Below are 19,380 nucleotides of genomic sequence, written 5' to 3'. Positions count from 1 at the left end.
GCCCTCTCAGCCGGCCGGTTCGTCCTCCAGGACGGCCACGGCGGCCGCGATCGAGCCGTCATGGGTCAGCGAGATGTGGACCGTCGACCCCTCGAGATGCCGTCCGATCTCCCCGCCGAGTCGGATCGCCGGGCGACCCCAGGTGTCGGTCACGACCTCGATGTCGCTGTGCCGGATCTCGGGCATGACCGGCGACCGGGCGAACCGGCTCACCGACCACGCCTTGATCACCGCCTCCTTGGCCGCCCACCGACCCGCGAGGTGCCGGGCGTCCTCCGCGGTCCCCGCCGCCGAGTCGCGACGCTCGCCGACGGTGAACCGATCGGCGAACGTCGTCCCCGGCTGCGCCAGTTGTTCGGCGAACTCCGGGATCGACACCACGTCGATCCCGATCCCGACCACCGTCACGAGGCGCCGACCACCGACGCGCCGGACACCGAGGGGTAGTTGCCGTCGGCGTCGAGCCGCGTGGACTCGTCGAGCAGGAGGGACGCCTCCCGCTCGGCGTCGACACCCGCGTCGCCGAGCCGGCGGTTCGGCGGACGACGGTAGAGAGCGTCACCACCGCACATCGCCTCCAGCATCCGCTGCGCACCGGCGCGGCCACGCTCGGCCGCGCGACGTCGATAGTCCTCGCGCGCAGCGGGATCGAGGCTCGCCACGAACGCTTCCGGGTGCACAACGGCGATGAGGCCGGAGACGTGACCGAAGCCGAGGCTCGTCAGCAGACCCGCCTTGAGCGGGAACCGCTCCCCCAGTCGCAGGGGTTCGGTGACCCACACGAGGTGATCGTGGCGGCGCATGGTCTCGTCCACGCAGTCCAGACTCCGGTTCGGCGGGATGACCCCGTCGCGCAGCATCTGGCAGAGCCCGATCAGCTGGAATGCCGCCGCGCCGCCCTTGGCGTGTCCGGTCAGCGACTTCTGCGACACCACGAACAGTGGGGCGCCGTCGTTGCGGCCCAGTGCTCCAGCGAGACGCTCGTGCAGATCGGCCTCGTTAGGGTCGTTGGCCTTGGTGGAGGTGTCGTGCTTGGACACCAAGGCGACGTCGTCGGCGCTGACGCCGAGTGCGGTGAGCGCCTTCGCCATCGGTGAACCGCTGCGCCCACGTGCAGCGCCCAGGGCTCCGATGCCGGGGGCCGGGATCGACGTGTGCACGCCGTCGCCGAAGCTCTGCGCCCACGCGACCACACCGAGGACCGGGAGACCCATCTCCGCGGCGACGTCGCCCCGGGCGAGCAGAACCGTTCCGCCGCCCTGCGATTCGACGAATCCTCCACGCCGGCGATCGTTGGCGCGCGAGAACCGTCGCGGGTCGATCCCGCGGGCGGCCATCTTCGCGGAGTCGGCGGTGGCCGACATGTCACCGAATCCGACGATGCCCTCGATGCCGAGGTCGTCGAATCCGCCGGCGACCGCGAACAGGGCCTTGCCGAGACGGATCTTGTCGACGCCCTCCTCGACCGAGACCGCCGCGGTCGCGCAGGCCGCGACCGGGTGGATCATCGCGCCGTAGCTGCCGATGTAGGACTGCACCACGTGTGCGGCGACGACGTTGGGCAGCGCCTCCTGCAGGATGTCGTTGGCCTTCGACTCGCCGAGCAGGGTGTCGATGTACAGCGAACGCATCGACTCCATGCCACCCATGCCGGTGCCCTGGGTGTTGGCGACGAGGCCGGGGTGGACCCAGCGCATCAGCTCCGACGGCTCGAAGCCCGAGCCGAGGAACGCGTCGACGGTCGCGACGAGGTTCCACAGCGCGACCCGGTCGACCGATTCGGCCATGTCCGGTGAGATGCCCCAGCGGGTCGGGTCGAACCCGGTCGGGATCTGCCCGCCCACGGTGCGGCTGAGCGAGAACCGGCGCGGGACGCGAATCTCGGTGCCGGCCCGTCGGGTCACCGTCCACTCCCCGGTCTCGCCGTCGTGGGCGACCGAGGTCTTCTCGGGATCGGATGCGGCGAAGGCGCGCGCCTCCTCCTCCGAGGCGACACCGAAGGTGAGGTCCTCGTCGAGGAAGACCGACGTCAGCAGCGGCGAGGTGTTGTCGACCATCGCGCCCTCGTCGGCGTACCGGCGGATGCCGCAGCGTTCGACGACCGCGTCGTGATAGCGATCGGCGATCTCGCTCTCGGCGACCGGATCACCGGATTCGGTGTCGTACCACCCCGGCTTCGGGGTCTCCTCCCACACGATGAGCCCGGTGTTCCAGGCCAACTCGAGGACGCCGGCCGCCGAGAGCTCCTCGTCGACCTCCATCTCGAAGCGGGTGCGAGCACTGCCGTAGGGGCCGAGCTCCCCGGCGCCGACGATGACGACCAGGTCCTCCGGTGCGACGTCGAGCGTCGGCCACGCCGGGGTGGTGCCCACCGCGGCACGTGCGGGCGCCGGAAGTGCCGCCACCGTCGAGGTGGTGTCGGCGACCTCGTCGGTCGGCTCCGCCTCGGCGGCCTCGGCCGCAGCCGCTGCGAGCGCCTTCAGATCGATCGACGCGGGGTCGAGTCCGGCGGTGAAGTCGGCGACGACGGGCTTCTCCCGGGCTGCCGTACGCGCCTGCGGCACACACAGACCCAGCAACTCGTCGGCCATCTCCTCGGTGGCCCAGGTACGGACACCGGCAGCCTCCACGGCGGCGACCATGCCGTCGTTGTGGCCCATGAGCCCCGTTCCGCGAACCCAGCCGATCAACGCGTGGGCGAGGGTGACCGTGGAGTTCCACGATTCCTCGGCACCCCATCGGGTCACGAGGGCATCGAGGGCGGCCTTGCTCTCGCCGTAGGCGCCGTCGCCGCCGAACATCCCGCGGTTGGGCGACCCCGGGAGCACCACGTGCAGGCGTGCGGCCAGATCGTGATCGGCCCCGAGCGCGCCGAGTCCTGCGATGAGACGTTCCACCGACCAGAGCAGCACCTTCATCTCGAGCTCGGCGCGACCGCCGGCGTCGGTGAGGTCACCGGCCACGCGCGGCGCGGCGAACGGGAACAGCAGTGTCGGCTTCATGGCCGGCTTCACCACGCCGGTGGTGCCACCGAGGTTCTCGGTCTGCTCCGCACCGATCCAGGCGATCAGGTCGTCGACGTCGGTGTAGGAGCTCATGTTGGCCGAGGCCAGCCAGAGCGCCGCGCCGTCACGCGCGTTGTCGCGGTACAGCTTCCGGAAGAACGCGATGCGCTCGGAATCCAGTCGCGAACTCGTCGCGATGACCGTCGCGCCGCCACCGAGCAGCTTGGCGACGACGGCCGCGGCGATCGATCCGGCGCTGGCACCGGTGACGACCGCGATCTCGTCGGTCCAGCGGCCGGGCGCGGGATCCTGTGCGGCGTGGGCGATGTGGGAGTAGGTCCGGGCGTGCACCGGGTAGGCGGCGTGCAGCGCCTTGCCCTGCCACCACGTCGCGTGGTGGGCGACCGCGTCGCCGGCACCGGCGAAGCGACCGGTGATGCGCTCGAAGTCGGTGTCGAGCTCGTGCTCGTCGGTCACCCACAGGCGCGCGAGATCCTCGCGGGCCGAGGCCCACCGGTCGTCGATGAGCACGGTGGTGCGTTCGTCGAACGTCGGTGCGACGGTGCGCATCCAGTCCGCGCCGAGCTCGGCGCTCACGCGGTCGACGACCGCCTGGGTGCGATCGGCCTCGTCGTCGATCTCGGCGGGGACGACGGTGTGGAGACCGAGCTTGTCGAGGATCGCGTAGGCGGCGCTCGCCAGTGCCCCGGTGCGGCCGGTGAACTGTTCGGTGAGATCGCCGAGTGCGGCGAGATCGACCGTGCCCCCGGCACCACCCTCGGCGGACGGCTTGGCGACGCTGACGCCGCGTCGCGCACCGACCTCGGCGACGGCGGCGTCGATGACGGCGTCGAGAGCGTCGACACCGCCGATCGGACCCGACGACAACCCGCCGAGGTCGCCGCCGCGGACGCTGACACCCTCGCGGCTGCCGAGCGCGACCGCGACCGTGGCGTGCAACGCCCACCCGGGGCCGAGCTGCCAGACCGAGGACACGCGGTCGGAGACGTACGACGGCCGCTTGTTGAGCGGGCCGACAACCTTGCGCAGCTGATCTGTGATCGCGTCACCGAGGACCGCGCCGAACGGCTTGTAGCCGCGGGCGAGGCTGTTGACGGTGGAGGCCAGCGCCGCCATGTCGGCCTCGGCCGCACCGTCGATGGCTCCGAGACCGAGCTCGCCGCCGATGTCGAGCAGCAGCTGGTTGCGTCGTGACGAGACACCGTCGCACAGCGCCTCGATGGTGTCGGCGGCACCGATCTGATCCGGACGCATCTTGGTCCACAGGGCGATGACGGCCGCGACCGCGTCGGCGGGGACGAACGTGATGTCGTCGGGACGCGGACCACCGGCGGCCGCGGCGGGAGCCGGTGCCACCGCGACGGCGGCGGGTGCGGACTCGGCCGGTGCGTCGGCGCCGGGGGCATCGGATTCCTCGGCCTCGGGTTCGGGCTCGGGATCGGCGTCGAGGGCCAGGACGACCTGGTCGTCGCGCTCGAGGTTGAGGACCTGCACCGTGGCCCCGGCGTAGTCGTCGAGCTTGAGGGTGTTGGCGGCGAGTCCGACGAGGGTGGGCGCGGACTTCACACCGACCTCGACGAAACGCTCGACACCCAGACCACCGGTCTCCCGCGGGGAGAACAGCAGGTCCTGGGTCTCGATCCACCGGACGGGGCTCGCGAACTGCCATGCGAGCAGCTCGATCAGCACCGTGCGGGCCAGGGCGGTGCGGTCGGCACTGGCCGCGTCCCAGTCGGCGAGGACCTCCTCGAGCGGGTCCGACGGCACCAGCGCGGCGATCTCGGCGACGAAGTCGCGGTCGAGGGTGAACAGACGGGGCACCAGGTTCGGCACGTACCGGCCGATGAGGACGTCGGGGTCGAACGACTCCGGCAGCAGTTCCTGCAGGCGGCGACGAAACTCGGGGACGCCGGCACGCAGCACCGTGGAGTGGAACGGTACGTCGATACCCGGGATGAGGATGAACGCCCGCTTGCCGCCGAACTGCGCACGGCGACGGTCGATCTCGGCCTCGAGGTGCTCGAGTCCCCGGACGGTGCCGGCGATCGCGTACTGCGATCCGAGCAGGTTGAGGTTGACCACCTCGAGGAACTCGCCGCACTGCGCGCCGACCTCGGTGACGAAGGCGACGACGTCGTCGTCGACGAGCCCGATCTGACTCGGGCGGATGGCCGCGAGACGGTAGTCGCTGCGACCGTCGGCGTCGCGGGGCACGAGGTGGTGCATGGCCTCGCCGCGCTGGAAGACGACCTCGAGGACGGCCTCGAGGGGCAACACACCGGCGCACGCAGCGAGGGCGTTGTACTCGCCGACGGAGTGGCCGCAGGTGATGGCGTCGGTGACGAATCCACCCGACTCGGTCAGCTCGGCGATCTGCGCCACACCGAGGGTGGCCATGGCGACCTGGGTGAACTGGGTGAGGAACAGGACACCGTCGGGGTGGTTGTAGGTGGTGCCGTTCGCGACGAGGGTCGTCGGGTTGTCGCGGACCACCGCGAGGATCGAGAAACCCAGCGCGGCTCGGGTGTGGGCGTCGGCCCGGTCCCAGACCTCGCGGGCGGCCTTCGAGCGGCTGCGGGCGTCGAGCCCCATGCCCGCGCTCTGGATGCCCTGACCCGGGAACGCGTAGACGGTGCGCGGCGCGGCGAGCCGACCGGTGGCGGTCATGACGAGCGCGTCGTCGACCTTGCAGGTGACCTCCACGATCTCGCAGCCGTGGTCGATGGCCACCCGGTCGACGCGGATCGCGACCCGGTCGCCGGTGCGGACCATGCCCATGTAGCGGGCCGTCCAGCCCAGCAGGGGACGTGCGGCCGGTACAGGTTCGGCGGAAGCGGTTGCGGTGGCGACGTGTTGGGCGGCGGCCGACAGCCACATCCCGTGCACGATCGGCTCCCCCAGCCCGGCGAGGCGGGCCGCGTTGGAGTCGGTGTGGATCGGGTTGCGGTCACCGGAGACGGCGGCGAAGCCGTGCATCCGTGCGGGCGCGGTGACGGTCGCCGAGCGCACGAGCTTGCGCGTGGCGGTGGTCTCGGTGTCGATCGCTCCGCCGGCGCGAACGGGCTCGGCGAGCACACCGTCGCCGAGGCGACCGCGGATCGCGAACCGCTCGATCATCGACGCGACCGGACCGGCGTCGCTCGTGATGTCGACCGACACCTCCACGACACGACCGAGGTCGGTGTCGACGACCTCACCGGTACGGGCGACGACGACGAGGTCGGTGTCGACCCGGGGAAGCACGGCGGCGGTGGAGACCGCGTGATCGAGGTGCACGAGATCGAGCAGGCCTTCGACGACCGGCGTCCCCGCCGAGGTCCGGGCGGCGCCGATCGCGGCGAAGACGCTCGGCCACGTCAGTCCGACGAGCGCGTCGGGGACGGCGAATCCCGCACTGCCCGTGGGCACCGATGCCGAGAGATGGGCGGGCAGGGTGTGCGCGGTGACCGCCGAGTGGTCGGCCGAGAGGTCGGCGGTCCACCGGACGGTCGTCGTCGCGGCACCGTCGACGACCTCGGGCAGTGCGTGGCCCGCGGCGACACCGAGGATGGCGCCCATGGCCGCGGCCGCGGCGTCGAGCGACACCTCGGGGCTGCCGCCGTCGGCGAGGGAGGCGTCGACGGTCATCGCGATGCTGACCCGTGTCGTCGCGACGGGAACGGTGAGGGTCACGCCGTCGTCGGTGCGCTCGAGCACCGAGCCGGTGGGCTCGTGCTCGGCGCGACGCGAACCGGTGGCGTCGAATCCGTCACCATCGAGCAGGGTCCATCCCGCGCGGTCGCCGAGCAGCGCGATGGGGTTCGCCACGATGCGTCCGGCCCACAGCACGGTGTCGGTCTCGATGACATCGACCAGCACACCCGCACCGTCGACGATCCCGCGCCGCAGGCGGCTGCTGACGGAGGCCGGCTGGGCGCCGGTGGCGGCGATGTCGCCGGCCACGTGTGCCTCGAACCGGTCGAGCAGGGCGCCGATCGGTTCGTCGACGGTCGTGATGCCGGCGACCGCGACGGGACCGGGGATGATGCAGACCTCGTCGGCGCCGTAGCGCGGGTCGTGGGCCTGCCACAGCGAGTCGCTGCGCCACCAGCGGCGCACGTCCTTGTCGATGACGGGGACGAAGTTGACCGGCTTGCCGGGCGTGCGGCACAGACCGAGGAAGAACGCGACGTCGGCGGGGTGCAACACGTCGGCGTCGATGGCCGGGTACAGGCTGCCGAGGACGTCGATCGCGGCGTGCGGCGCGTCGGTGGCGCGCTCGTCGCCGAACGCGGAGGCGAACTCGCCGCGGTCGGTCGGGTGCATGCGCGCCTCGGCCCGCTGCAGCATCTCGGCGAAGCGCTGCCGCCAGGTGATGTCGGCCCACACCGGCGACGGTCCGGGATCGGTGCCGACGGCGAGGTCGGCGTATCGGGTCAGCCACTGCCGGTACGTCATCGCGGCGAGGTCGCCGAAGTAGGGCTTGGCGGTGCGGTCGAGCGCGGTGACGATCTCGTCGCGCCGATCGGCGACGGCGTCGGCGTCGCCGGCGACCTCGTCGAGGAGGCGACCGCACGCCGAGGCGGAGTTGTCGACCTCGTGGATGTCGGCACCGAGCTGGCTGCGGCCCGACGCCATGCCCGCGTCGGCGTGGCCGGCTCCGATCCAGGTGTCGCATCCGGGGGTGTCGACGAGCAGCTGCTTCACCGCGGGCGAGGTGGTCGCCTCGAGGGCGGCCATGGTGACGGTGCCCAGCAGGATGCCGTCGACCGGCATGGCCGGGTAGCCGTGCGCCTGCGACCACGCGCCGGTGAGGTAGTCCCCCGCCCGTGCCGGCGTACCGATGCCGCCGCCGACGCAGATCACCGCGTTGGTGCGCGAGCGCAGCTCGGCGTAGGTCGCCAGCAGCAGGTCGTCGAGGTCTTCCCACGAGTGGTGACCACCCGCGCGACCGCCTTCGATGTGGACGATGATCGGGTGCGAGGGCACCTCGGCGGCGATGCGCACCACCGCGCGGATCTGCTCGACGGTGCCGGGCTTGAAGGCGATGTGCGGGATGCCGGCCTCGGCCAGTTCGGAGACCAGCGCCACGGCGTCGTCGAGTTCGGGGATCCCCGCCGAGACCACGACACCGTCGATGGGTGCGCCGGCGGCGCGGGCCTTCTGGACGAGGCGCTTGCCGCCGAGCTGCAGCTTCCACAGGTAGGGATCGAGGAACAGGGCGTTGAACTGGGCCTGGCGTCCGGGCTCGAGGAGGTCGGTCAGTCGGGCGACGTTGTCGGCGAAGATCGCCTCGGTGACCTGACCACCGCCGGCGAGCTCGGCCCAGTGACCGGCGTTGGCCGCCGCGGCGACGATGGCGGGGTCGACCGTGGTGGGGGTCATGCCGGCGAGCAGCATCGGCGACCGGCCGGTGAGTCGGGTGAAGGACGTCTCGACCACGCGTCGACCGTCGGGGAGCTCGGCCAGGGTCGGCGCGAACGACGACCACGGCGGCGCGACCTCGGGGATACCGCCGGGGGCGAACAGGTTCCGCTGGCCGCCGCGCAGTCCGACCGCGATGCAGCCGATACCCCGGCCGCGCAGGACGGGTACCGACAGGCGGGTCGCGACGTCGGACGGTCCCATGTCGAGGACCCACGACACACCCGAGTCGGCGACGTCGTCGAGCGTCGACACCCAGTCGACCGGGTCGACGAGCACGGCGTCGGCCAGGCGTGCGGCCCAGTCGGTGTCGAGTCCGCAGCGCTGCGCCCACGCGACCACCAGGTCGCGGGCGGGCGCCAGCGCGGCGTGGTGGAAGGCGATGCCGACGGTGAGGCGGTCGAAGACGGGCGCGAAGGGCGCTCCGCCCATCACCTTGCGCTTGCGATGTGCGGCCTCGCCGGCGGCGACGATGTCGCACATCGCCTCGAAGGCGGTGAGGTGCCGCGGCGACCCCGACACCACGACCGAGCGACGACCGTTGCGGATCGCGAGTGCAGGCGCGTTGTGCAGGTCGGCGTCGGCGATGGTGGCGCGGTAGCGGGTGAGGAGTTCCTCGACGCGGTCGGGGACGACGTTGGTGATCGACATCATCGGCGCGCCGTCGGCGGTGGTGGCCAGGCCGACCCGCCGGGCGACGGTGGCCCCGGCGGCACCGATGAGATGGGCGAGGGCGAGGAGCGCACCCGTTCCACCGGTGGTGGTGTGGGTGTCGTCGGTGAGCGATTCGACGGCCAGGACGCCCTGTGAGTGACCGACGACGGCGTGTGCCGGGATCTCGGCGGTGTCGAGACCCTGCTTGCGCAGCGCGGCGACCGCGGCGAGCTGGGACAGCAGGATGCCGGGCACCGACAGCGCGGCGCCCGACAGGATCGCCTCGGCGGGGACGGGCTCGTCGGCGCCGAGCGCATGGACCCAACTGAGCGGATGGAAGCCGTCGGGCCGCTGCGCGGCCAGCTCGTCGGCGACGGGAGCCAGCAGCTGCTCGGCGGCGTCGACGATCTGCCCGACCGAGCGGTCGAGCTCGGCGTCGATGACCAGTTCGGCCAGCGCCGGGAGCCACGCGATGCCCTGGCCGCCGAAGCTGACCGCGTACCGGTCACCGGCCCGCAGTCGGCTGATCAAGGTCTCGTCGGGTCGGAACGATGCTGCCGAATCCCCGGGGCCGCTACGGAACTGGTGAACGGTCACTGATGATCTCCTCGATGTGGTGGTGCGTGCCACGGCATCGACGAGCCCGCGAAGCGGATCGTCGGAGCGGGCGGGAAGTATCGGTTCGGCTGACCGCTGGCTCATCGTCGAGGCGGTCGAAAGGGCCTGGTGCGCAACGGGTGTGGGTCGAGTCGGTGGAGTCCCGATTCCGCGGTGCGGAACGGTGCTCCGGGGTGTACTCGCCGTCCACCCGGTGCGGCACGAGAACCATCGTCGCACACGAAAATGAGGGATCCCTCATGTTTTGGGGTGACCGCCGGGTATACCCGCGAGTAACCCCGCGGGTAACTTCGCAGGGCCGGTCGGACCCTCCCACGACTCCCGACGAACCCCCACGTGACGGCGTCGAGGCACCCCGTCGGCGGGCGATCCGAGGCGCAGAACAGTTCGTTACCGAATCGTTATGAGGCAGTGGCGGGCCTCATCGTGTCGTCCCGTGTGGTGGGCGATCACCACGTCTCGTCGGCGGTGGCGACGCGCACCTTAGGGTGGCGGTCATGAGTGAGTGCGTGTTCTGCGCGATCGTGGCCGGCACCGCCCCGGCACGGATGGTCTACTCCGACGATCACGTGATGGGCTTTCTCGACATCCGCCCCGTACGACCGGGCCATACGCTGGTCATCCCCCGTGAACACCATCCCGATCTCGCCGGCATCACCAGCGAGATGGGCACACGGCTGTTCGACGCCGCCCGGATGATCGGCGCCGCCCTGCGGTCGTCGTCGATCGCCGCCGACGGGGTCAACGTGATGATCAACGACGGACGTGCGGCGTTCCAGACGGTGTTCCACACCCACGTGCACGTGGTCCCCCGCCACCACGGCGACCGGTTGTCGTTCGCCCGTGGTCTGGTGATGCGCCGCGATCCCGACCCGGACGGGACCGTGGCCGCGGTGCGCGCGGCGATGCCCGAGGGGACCTGAGCGCCGCGAGAGGGATGCGGTCAGTCGCCGCCGGTGAGATCGATCGGTTCCCAACCCTCCGCCGCGCGCGCGACGTCGCCGTCGGGAACCGAGTGCGCGGCGACACCGCGCGCGTCGAGTTCGGTCCACAGTCCGGCCAGGGCGCGCTCGGGATCGAGGAGGTACTCCGACTCGCGGACGCGCCAGAACCGCCAGCCGCAGCGCCGTAGCTCGCGTTCGCGCTCCATGTCGGCGCGGGCCTGCTCGGGCGTGCTGGTGAACTCGTCACCGTCGCACTCCACCGCCAGGCGGGCATCGGCGCCGGTGACCACGAGATCGATCACGCGGTTGTTCACCGACACCTTCGGGTTGACGTGATACCCCCGCGCGGTCAGGTCGAGGAAGATCTGCTGCTCGAAGAGGCTCTCGAACGGCTCGCACCGCTCGTCGACGGTCACCACCGACGGCATCGGATCGACCAACGCACCCTCGGTGCGTTCCATGTACGACAGCAGCGAGTAACGCAGGTCGTTCGGCTTGAGGTCGGCCGAGGCGACCGAGTGGAACAACCACAGCTGCTCCATCGCGCGCGACGCCGCCACGTTGAACCGGCGCTGCGATTCACTCCTGGTGAGCGACACCGGGTTCCGGTCGACCGAGACCACCATCGACAGGAACACCACATGGCGTTCGTCGCCCTGGAAGTCCGGCGGCGTCCCGATGCGCAGCGACCGCTCGTGCCACTGCTCGGGGGTGAGCGCGGCGCGCAGCCGCTGGGTGATGAGGTCGACCTGACGTTGGCCCTGCAACACCACCACACCGAACGTGAGGCCGGCGTAGCGCTCGTCGTCGGCACAGGCCACGAGCGCCTCGACGAGTGCGTCGGCCTCGATGCTGTTGGTCAGCGCCGAGCTGTCGCCGGTGGCGACCGCCTCGGGCACGAAGACCGTGCGCAACGGCGGCAGTCGGTCGGCGCCGAACTGGCGCACCGGCACCAGCGGCGAGTCCGGGTAGAACTGCCGCGAGGAGTACTCGATGATCTCCGGCATCGACCGGAAGTGCTCGCGCAGCCGCACGACGTGGCCGAATCGTGTCCGCAACATGGAGAACAGGCTCGACCGCGGGGTGAGGCTGTCGCGCATGTACTGCGGCACGTCGGGGAGGTAGGTGTCGAGCTTGGCGAAGACGTCGTCGAGCCCGGCGGCACCGGATGTCCCCGGCGCACACTGCCTGTCGTCGCCGACGACGATCACCCGGGGCGCGAGCCACAGAAGGAACAGGCTGGTGATGTCGGCCTGACTCGCCTCGTCGACGATCACGACGTCGAACGAGTTCTGTTCCGGGGTGATCGACGAGAGGACCTGTGAGATCGGCATGATCCACGCCGGGACCGCACCCTGGGCCTGCGTCATCGCCGACCGTGCAGCGCGACGGAACCGTTCGGCGTGCTTGCCCGATCCCTTGCCGAGGTTGGTGATGTGGTCGCGGTAGGACTGCAGGGCCTGCACCTGTGCGACGGACATGTGCTCGAGGCATTCGCGCCACGCGCACGCCGCGGCGAGCCCGGCGGTGAAGTGTCCGATGTCGGCCTCGACGGCGTCGAGATCGGACTCGAGGCGTGACTCGCGGTTCGGGTCGCTGCGGTCCGACGCCCACGAATAGGCGCGGCGCCACGACCAGGCGTCGGTCAGCTCGCGCAGACGGGCGTCCCACTCGCGGTCGTCGGCGGTCTCCCGCAACAGGCGGTGCAGCTCGGGCGCCTTCTGCTTCAGACGGAGTTCGAGCAGGTCCAACGCACCCTGTCGATCACGTTGTGCACGTGCGGAGTTGAACGCCCGGCGCGACTCCTTGATGGCGTCGGCGTCGGCGGCGACGATGGCCGACACGAGGGCCTCGCCCTCGTCGGACGGCCCCTGGTCGACCTCGGCGCTGAGCGCCCGCGCGTGCTCGTCGAGTTCGCGCCGGGCCAGCACGGCGTCGTTGGTCGCCGCGATCGCACCGGTCTGGCGGGCCACCTCGGCGACCTCGTCGATGCTCTTCGGGCGGGGTCCGCCGGGGCTGATCGACTCGAGCTGACGGACGAGTGCGTCACGGCCGGTGAGGAGCTCGGAGATCCAGCCCAGCTGCTCGTCGAGCCGGACGAGTTGCCCCAGTTGCGACGACCGCGACCCGGTGGTGTCGACGGGGACGTCGACGTCGGCGAGGACGGTCTGCACGCGACCGACTCCCTCGAGCACGGCGAGGTGATCGGCGACGAGTTGCATGGTGTCGGCGTCGGCGGGCGCACGTCCGTCGACCGTGGCCACGACACCGAGTGCGTCGACGGCCCGCTGCTGCGGCGACTTGCGGAAGCGCGAGCGCCACACACCACCCGATCGGAGGTACTGCGCGACGTCGTCGAACACCGACGCCGCGCCGGCGGGGGCCCCGGCGGTGCCGTCACCGGACGAGACCGACACCTCGTGGGTGCCGATGTCGCGGTCGCGCCGGGTGGCCTCGTCGATGACCGCCGAGATCTGGGTGACGCGATTCCACAGGTAGGCGGCCTCACCGGAGAGCAGGCGTTCGGCCATCTGCTGCAGGTGCTCGGGGAACGTCCGCACCTCGCGGACGGCGGCGCCGAGGTGGTCGCACTGGTTCTTGATGACGAGGAGCCGGCCGCTGTCGACGTCGGAGAGGATGGCGAGCAGCGAGCCGCTCCCGACCATCTTCTCGCTGGGTTGCTCGGCGATGCGCGCGCAGATCGAGTCCAGCTCGACCGACCCGGGCAGGAACGCCTCCAGATCGGGCAGGCGCTGGGCGAGGCGGCTCGCCCAGGTGTCGTCGCGCTCGCGCAGCAACGTCAGCAGACGGTCCATCTCGTCGGTGTCGAGGGGCGGCAGCGCCGATTCGAGGGGCCCGGGCAGCCAGTCGTACCGGTCGGCGACCTCCTGGCAGGTCCGCACGATGTGCGCGGCGGTTCCGCTGTAGCCCGCGGCCACCCACTCGTGCTTCTCGGTCTCCGACTCGCGCAGCTGCCAGATCTCACGCAGGATCTGCTCGCGCTTGGCGCGCGCCTGGTCGCGCTTGGACCGCAGGTTCTTGATCTCGGAGGTCACCACTCGCGACTGGAACGACCCCTTGCGGGCGGCGATGGCCTCGACGCTCTCCACCAGCGACGACGAACCGTCCTTGGTGACGTCGGTGATGGCGACGGCGAGTTCACGCAGTTCCGGCGGCAGCTTGTCGCGCAGCACCTGCAGCGCCTGGGCCTTCTCGCTCACGACCAGCACACGCTGACCCTTGGCCAGCAGGGCGGCCATGAGGTTGGCGATGGTGTGCGTCTTGCCGGTACCGGGCGGACCCTCCACCACGACGCCGCTGTCGAGTCCGAGCTGGGCGAGGATGTCGCGCTGTTCGACGTTCGACGCCAACGGGTAGAGCGCGTCCTCCACGAGTTCGCCCGCCGACATCGCGCCGGCCTCCGCCAGTCTCGCGACGCGTTCGGCGGACTCGATCGGTTCGACGAGCTGGGCCAGTCCGATGGGGATCGAGGCGTCGCCGTCGGCATCGCGCAGTGACGCCATCATGGCCTCGTAGTAGCCGAGGATCGCGCCCGAACCGCGGTTGCGCAGCACGAGAGCCGGTGTGGCGGTGACGGTCACGGGCACCGAACCCGTCGGCACGGTGGTGCGCCAGGTCTCGACGATGTCGGCGACGGCGGGTGCGAGCACCGACGGCTGCGCGGCCAGCAGATCGGCGACCTCCCCCGACCGGCCGAGGTCGAATCCCTCGACCCCGGTGAGGAGGTGACTGTCCTGCAGTTCGGGGACCGAGTCGCCGGCCAGGCTGATCGAGATGGTGTCGGCGGTGTGATCGTGCTCGGCCACGACGGCCTGGGTGAGCAGATGCTGGTTGACCGCCGGGACGTCGCCGTCGGCGGAGGCGTCGGATCCGATGGTCAGCAGACCGGTCGCGACCACGAGTTCGAGTGACTCGGGACGTGCGGCGAGGTCGTCGAGCATGGCCGCGACGCTGGCGAATCCGTCGGCGCCCGCACCGGTCGGGCGCAGTTCGAGGAACCGTTCACCGGGTGCAGCCTTGGTGCGCACCGGCAGACCGTTGTCGTCGCCGAGCCAGACGAGGGCCTCGTGGTCGTCGACGTTGCGGACGACGTCGGACTTCGCACGGATGAGCTCGTGCAGGAACTGCAACAGCCGCAACACCCGTGCGCGTCGATCGTCGACGGACATCGATTCGGTCATCAGGTCCTCTTCGCCCGCACCAGCAGCGGTCGAGGTCGTCGGGTCACCTCGAGGTGAACCTCAGGTCTATGGACCGAGGCAGAGAGAACGCTACCTGCTCGGGCCCTGACCTTCGCATTCATGGGTGCCCACGATATTCGATGACCACGCTCTGCGCGGTGACGCGCAGAACGGACGCGCGGCCGTGACGGACCGCCGGCTCGATCAGCCGGCGAGCAACGCCGAACGGAAGGCCGGGAAGTCCCCGTCGACGTAGCGCACGTTGGTGTAGCCCAGCGCGGCGATCTGCTCGGCGATGCGGCGGGCCTGCGCTCGCACCGACACCACGGCGATCTCGACGTCCAGGTCGCACACGCAGGGCATCCGACGGGGGGAGGTCGGCTCGAACGCGGCGGTCAGATCGGCCGGCTCCACGATCACCGCCCCGGGGAGACTTCCTTGATGACGAACCACCTGGGGACGCATGTCCACCACGACGGCCGCACCCTGTTGTGTGTGCTCGGCCGCTTCTGTCGCCGAGATTGGATCCACCACTGACACCGGGGAACTCACCGATCCTTGTTACTGCAGGAGAATTTCTGACGCTGACGTCCGGTCGGGTACGACGACGATGTCGTAGCCCGTGGATGTGACATCGGACGCAGCCGGGCCGATGTTACGGGAAAGTTTCCTGGAGGCGGTGAGACCCGCGGGTGGAGCCGGCCGTACGGATCAGTTGCGACCGCGACCGGCCACGCGCGGAGCACCGCGTCGGCCGCCGAAGTCGCCGCCGCGACCGCCGCCCTGGCGCGCCGACGAGCGCTGCCGCGGCGGGCCCTGATCCTTGCTCAGGTTGATGGGCACGTTCATGATGCGCGTGCTGCGCAGCGCGGTCAGCGTCTCACGCCCGAGATCCTCGGGGAGTTCGACGAGGCTGTAGTCGGCGCGGATGCTGATGTGCCCGAAGTCGCCGCGACTCAGCCCGCCCTCGTTGGCGATCGCACCGACGATCGCGCCGGGGGTGACGTTGTTCTTCTTGCCCACCGCGATGCGGTAGGTGGCGAAGTTGGTGCCACCCTCGCGCGGGCGGCGCTCGGGACGCTCCGCCCCGGCCTTGCGCTCGCTCGCCGGGGGGTCGGGGCTCAGCAGGAATCCACCGTCGCGGGTCTCGAGGGCCAGCGCGGCGGCGATGTCGGCCATGGCCACATCGTTCTCCTGCGCGTAGTTCTCGATGAGCCGCCGGAACATGGCGATGTTCTCCGACCCGAGGTTCTCGGTGATCGACTCGCCGAACTTGGCGACACGCTGGGCGTTGACGTCGTCGACGCTGGGCAGACCGATCTCGGTGATGGGCTGACGGGTCGCCTTCTCGATCGATCGCAGCAGGTGACGTTCGCGCGGGGTGATGAACAGCAGTGCGTCACCGGACCGACCCGCGCGTCCGGTGCGACCGATGCGGTGCACGTACGACTCGGTGTCGTGGGGGATGTCGTAGTTGACGACATGGGAGATGCGGTCGACGTCGAGGCCACGGGCGGCGACGTCGGTGGCCACGAGGATGTCGAGCGATCCGGTCTTGAGCGAGGCGATGGTGCGCTCACGCTGGGCCTGCACGATGTCGCCGTTGATGGCCGCCGCGGAGAAGCCCCGCGACCGCAGCTTCTCGGCGAGTTCCTCGGTCGCCGACTTCGTGCGGACGAAGATGATCATCGCGTCGAAGGTCTCGACCTCGAGCACGCGCGTGAGAGCGTCGAGTTTGCGCTGGTGCGACACCTGCAGATAGCGCTGCGTGGTGTTCTGCGCGGTCTGCGTCTTCGCCTTGACGGTGATCTCCACCGGGCTCTTGAGGTACTTCTGCGCGAGCCGGCCGATGGCCTTGGGCATGGTCGCGGAGAACAGGGCGACCTGCTTGGAGTCGGGGGTGTCACGCAGGATGCGCTCGACGTCCTCGGCGAAACCCATGGTGAGCATCTCGTCGGCCTCGTCGAGGACGAGGAAATCCAGCTCCGAGATGTCGAGGGTGCCCTTGTCGAGGTGGTCGATGACGCGACCGGGCGTCCCGACGACGATCTGGGCACCGCGACGCAGACCCGACAGCTGGACGCCGTAGCTCTGGCCGCCGTAGATCGGGAGGACCTTGATGTCGGGCAGGTGCGCGGCGTACTTGCCGAACGCCTCGGCGACCTGGAGCGCGAGCTCGCGGGTCGGGGCGAGCACCAGGGCACGCGGCTTGCGGCCGCCGCCGGAGATCTTCGACAACACCGGGATCGCGAACGCGGCGGTCTTGCCGGTGCCCGTCTGGGCGAGACCGACGACGTCACGACCGGCCATCAGCGGCGGGATCGTCTCGGCCTGGATCGGCGAGGGACTCTCGTACCCCACGTCGTTGAGTGCCTGCAGCACCCGGGGTTCGATGTCGAGATCGGCGAATGTCACCGATTGGGCCTGCGACCCGTTGCCGTCCACTGCTTGCCCGCCGATTCCCGGCACCTGAGCCGATCGTTGATTTCCGTCGGCCTCACGGCCGGCCGGATGAGAGATGTCTACGCGAGCACTCTAACCGCCCCGCGGGCCGATCCGTTATTCGTGACCTGCGGCGCAGGGACTCATCCGAGCGGGTTGTGCAGCCGCGGTTTGCCCTGGGAACAGACCAGGTAATCTGTGTCACAGTGCTGCCGCAGGTCGGGATTGTCCGTTTTCGGGCTGCGTCGAACGATCGAATTGGAGACCCTCGTGCCCGAAGTGACCACCCCCTCGACCACCACCGTCGCCGACGACGCCGCCATCGTCGACGCACCGCTGCGCTACCGCAGCGAACGCCCCGACCTGCCACTCTTCCGCCGCCGCAGCGGAGAGAAGTGGACCATCGTGACCGCCGGCGAGTTCGCCGACCAGATCGATGCGACCGCCAAGGGCCTCATCGCGGCCGGCGTCGAGCCCGGTGACCGGGTCGGGATCCTGTCGTCCACCCGTTACGAGTGGACCGTGCTCGACTACGCGATCTGGCGCGCAGGGGCCGCCACGGTCGCGATCTACGAGACGTCGGCGTCGGATCAGGTGAAGTACATCCTCTCCGACTCGGGCACCTCCCTGCTGATCGTGGAGAACGAGGCGATGCGCAGCACGCACGCCGACGTCGTCGACGCCGCCTCGTCGACACTGCGCGAGACCCTCGTGATCGACGACGACATCCTCGGCACCCTCGCGGGCAAGGGCGCCGACATCGGCGACGACGAGCTCGACCGACGTCGGTCGACGCTCACCTCCGACAGCATGGCGACCCTGGTCTACACCTCGGGCACCACCGGCAACCCGAAGGGCGTGGCGCTGACCCACGGCAACTTCCTCGGCGAGTGCGCGAGCGTGCGCGAGACGCTCGGCGACATCATGTCCGAGGGGCGCTCGACCCTGCTGTTCCTCCCGCTGGCGCACATCTTCGCCCGGGTGGTCGCGGTCGGCTCGGTCGAGAGCGGGGTCCTGTTGGGCCACACCAACGACATCGCGAACCTGATCTCCGACTTCGAGAAGTTCCAGCCGAGCTACATCCTCTCGGTGCCGCGCGTGTTCGAGAAGGTCTACAACAGCGCGAAGCAGAAGGCCTACGACGGCGGCAAGGGCAAGATCTTCGATCGCGCGGCCGACACCGCCATCGAGTACAGCCGCGCCCTCGACAAGGGCTCGCCCGGTCTGGCCCTGCGCGCCAAGCACAAGGTTTTCGACGCGCTGGTCTACGCCAAGCTGCGTGCCGCACTCGGCGGCAAGTGCACCGATGCCATCTCCGGTGGCGCGCCGCTCGGCGACCGACTCGGGCACTTCTTCCGCGGCATCGGGATCCCGGTGTACGAGGGCTACGGCCTGTCGGAGACCGCCGCGGCGGTGACGGTCAACGCGCCGGGCGCACAGCGCGTCGGCAGCGTCGGCCGCCCCGTCGCCGGCGCCTCGGTGCGCATCGCCGACGACGGCGAGGTGCTCCTCAGGGGCCCCATGGTGTTCGCGGGTTACTGGCACAACGAGGACGCGACCCGCGACTCGTTCGACGGCGAGTGGTTCCGCACCGGCGACATCGGAACCCTCACCGACGGCTACCTCGCGATCACGGGGCGTAAGAAGGAACTCATCGTCACCGCCGGTGGCAAGAACGTGTCCCCCGCCCCGCTCGAGGATTCGATCCGCGCCCACCCGCTGGTGAGCCAGTGCCTGGTCGTCGGTGACAACAAGCCGTTCATCGCCGCGCTGATCACCCTCGACGCCGAGGCGGTCCCCGGCTGGCTCGAGCGCAACGGGCTCTCGGCCGACACACCGATCGCCGACCTGGCGACCAACGAGACGCTGCGCGCCGAGATCGACGGAGCGGTGAAGCAGGCCAACGCGAAGGTGTCGAAGGCCGAGGCGATCAAGAAGTTCACGATCCTCGACTCCGATTTCACCATCGAGTCGGGCGAGATCACGCCGACCATGAAGCTCAAGCGCAACGTGATCCACCAGGCCCACGGTGACGCGATCGAGGAGCTCTACGCCAAGCGCTGACGCCGTCGCGGGGCGCGGGGGTGCTCC

Annotated in this window: 7 protein-coding genes; 2 read left to right on the top strand and 5 right to left on the bottom strand. The window is 70.5% G+C overall.

What is annotated here, in order from left to right; all coding sequences use genetic code 11:
• Positions 1-6: 6 nt before the first annotated feature.
• Positions 7-408, bottom strand: coding sequence for a holo-ACP synthase AcpS (acpS, locus tag OG579_RS00230; RefSeq protein WP_045822335.1), 402 nt, complete (start codon positions 406-408; stop codon positions 7-9).
• On the bottom strand, positions 405-9,680 hold the full coding sequence (locus tag OG579_RS00225; protein WP_328857677.1) for a polyketide synthase: 9,276 nt from the start codon (positions 9,678-9,680) through the stop codon (positions 405-407). The genes acpS and OG579_RS00225 overlap by 4 nt, the downstream gene beginning before the upstream one ends.
• Positions 9,681-10,198: 518 nt before the next feature.
• Here OG579_RS00225 and OG579_RS00220 point away from each other — a divergent pair.
• The gene (locus OG579_RS00220; RefSeq protein WP_045822372.1) at positions 10,199-10,624 is read left to right on the top strand and encodes an HIT family protein; all 426 of its coding nucleotides are present in this window, start codon (positions 10,199-10,201) and stop codon (positions 10,622-10,624) included.
• A gap of 20 nt (positions 10,625-10,644) precedes the next feature.
• Here the strand turns inward: OG579_RS00220 and OG579_RS00215 are convergent, their stop codons facing one another.
• From OG579_RS00215 to OG579_RS00205, 3 genes are all read right to left on the bottom strand, one after another.
• Positions 10,645-14,847, bottom strand: coding sequence for an AAA domain-containing protein (locus OG579_RS00215; RefSeq protein WP_328857676.1), 4,203 nt, complete (start codon positions 14,845-14,847; stop codon positions 10,645-10,647).
• A 204-nt stretch (positions 14,848-15,051) separates the two neighbouring features.
• Positions 15,052-15,387, bottom strand: coding sequence for a rhodanese-like domain-containing protein (locus OG579_RS00210; protein ID WP_055789619.1), 336 nt, complete (start codon positions 15,385-15,387; stop codon positions 15,052-15,054).
• 171 nt (positions 15,388-15,558) lie between these two features.
• The gene (locus OG579_RS00205) at positions 15,559-17,262 is read right to left on the bottom strand and encodes a DEAD/DEAH box helicase (protein ID WP_328857675.1); all 1,704 of its coding nucleotides are present in this window, start codon (positions 17,260-17,262) and stop codon (positions 15,559-15,561) included.
• Between the two features lie 297 nt (positions 17,263-17,559).
• Here OG579_RS00205 and OG579_RS00200 point away from each other — a divergent pair, with 297 nt between their 5' ends.
• Entirely contained in the window at positions 17,560-19,353 is a 1,794-nt protein-coding gene (locus tag OG579_RS00200) for an AMP-dependent synthetase/ligase (protein ID WP_328857674.1), read from the top strand.
• Positions 19,354-19,380: the final 27 nt, after the last annotated feature.

The sequence above is a fragment of the Williamsia herbipolensis genome, assembly GCF_036153515.1.
In the GTDB taxonomy this organism is placed as follows: domain Bacteria; phylum Actinomycetota; class Actinomycetes; order Mycobacteriales; family Mycobacteriaceae; genus Williamsia_A; species Williamsia_A herbipolensis.
This window is presented reverse-complemented; position numbering and strand designations above follow the sequence as displayed.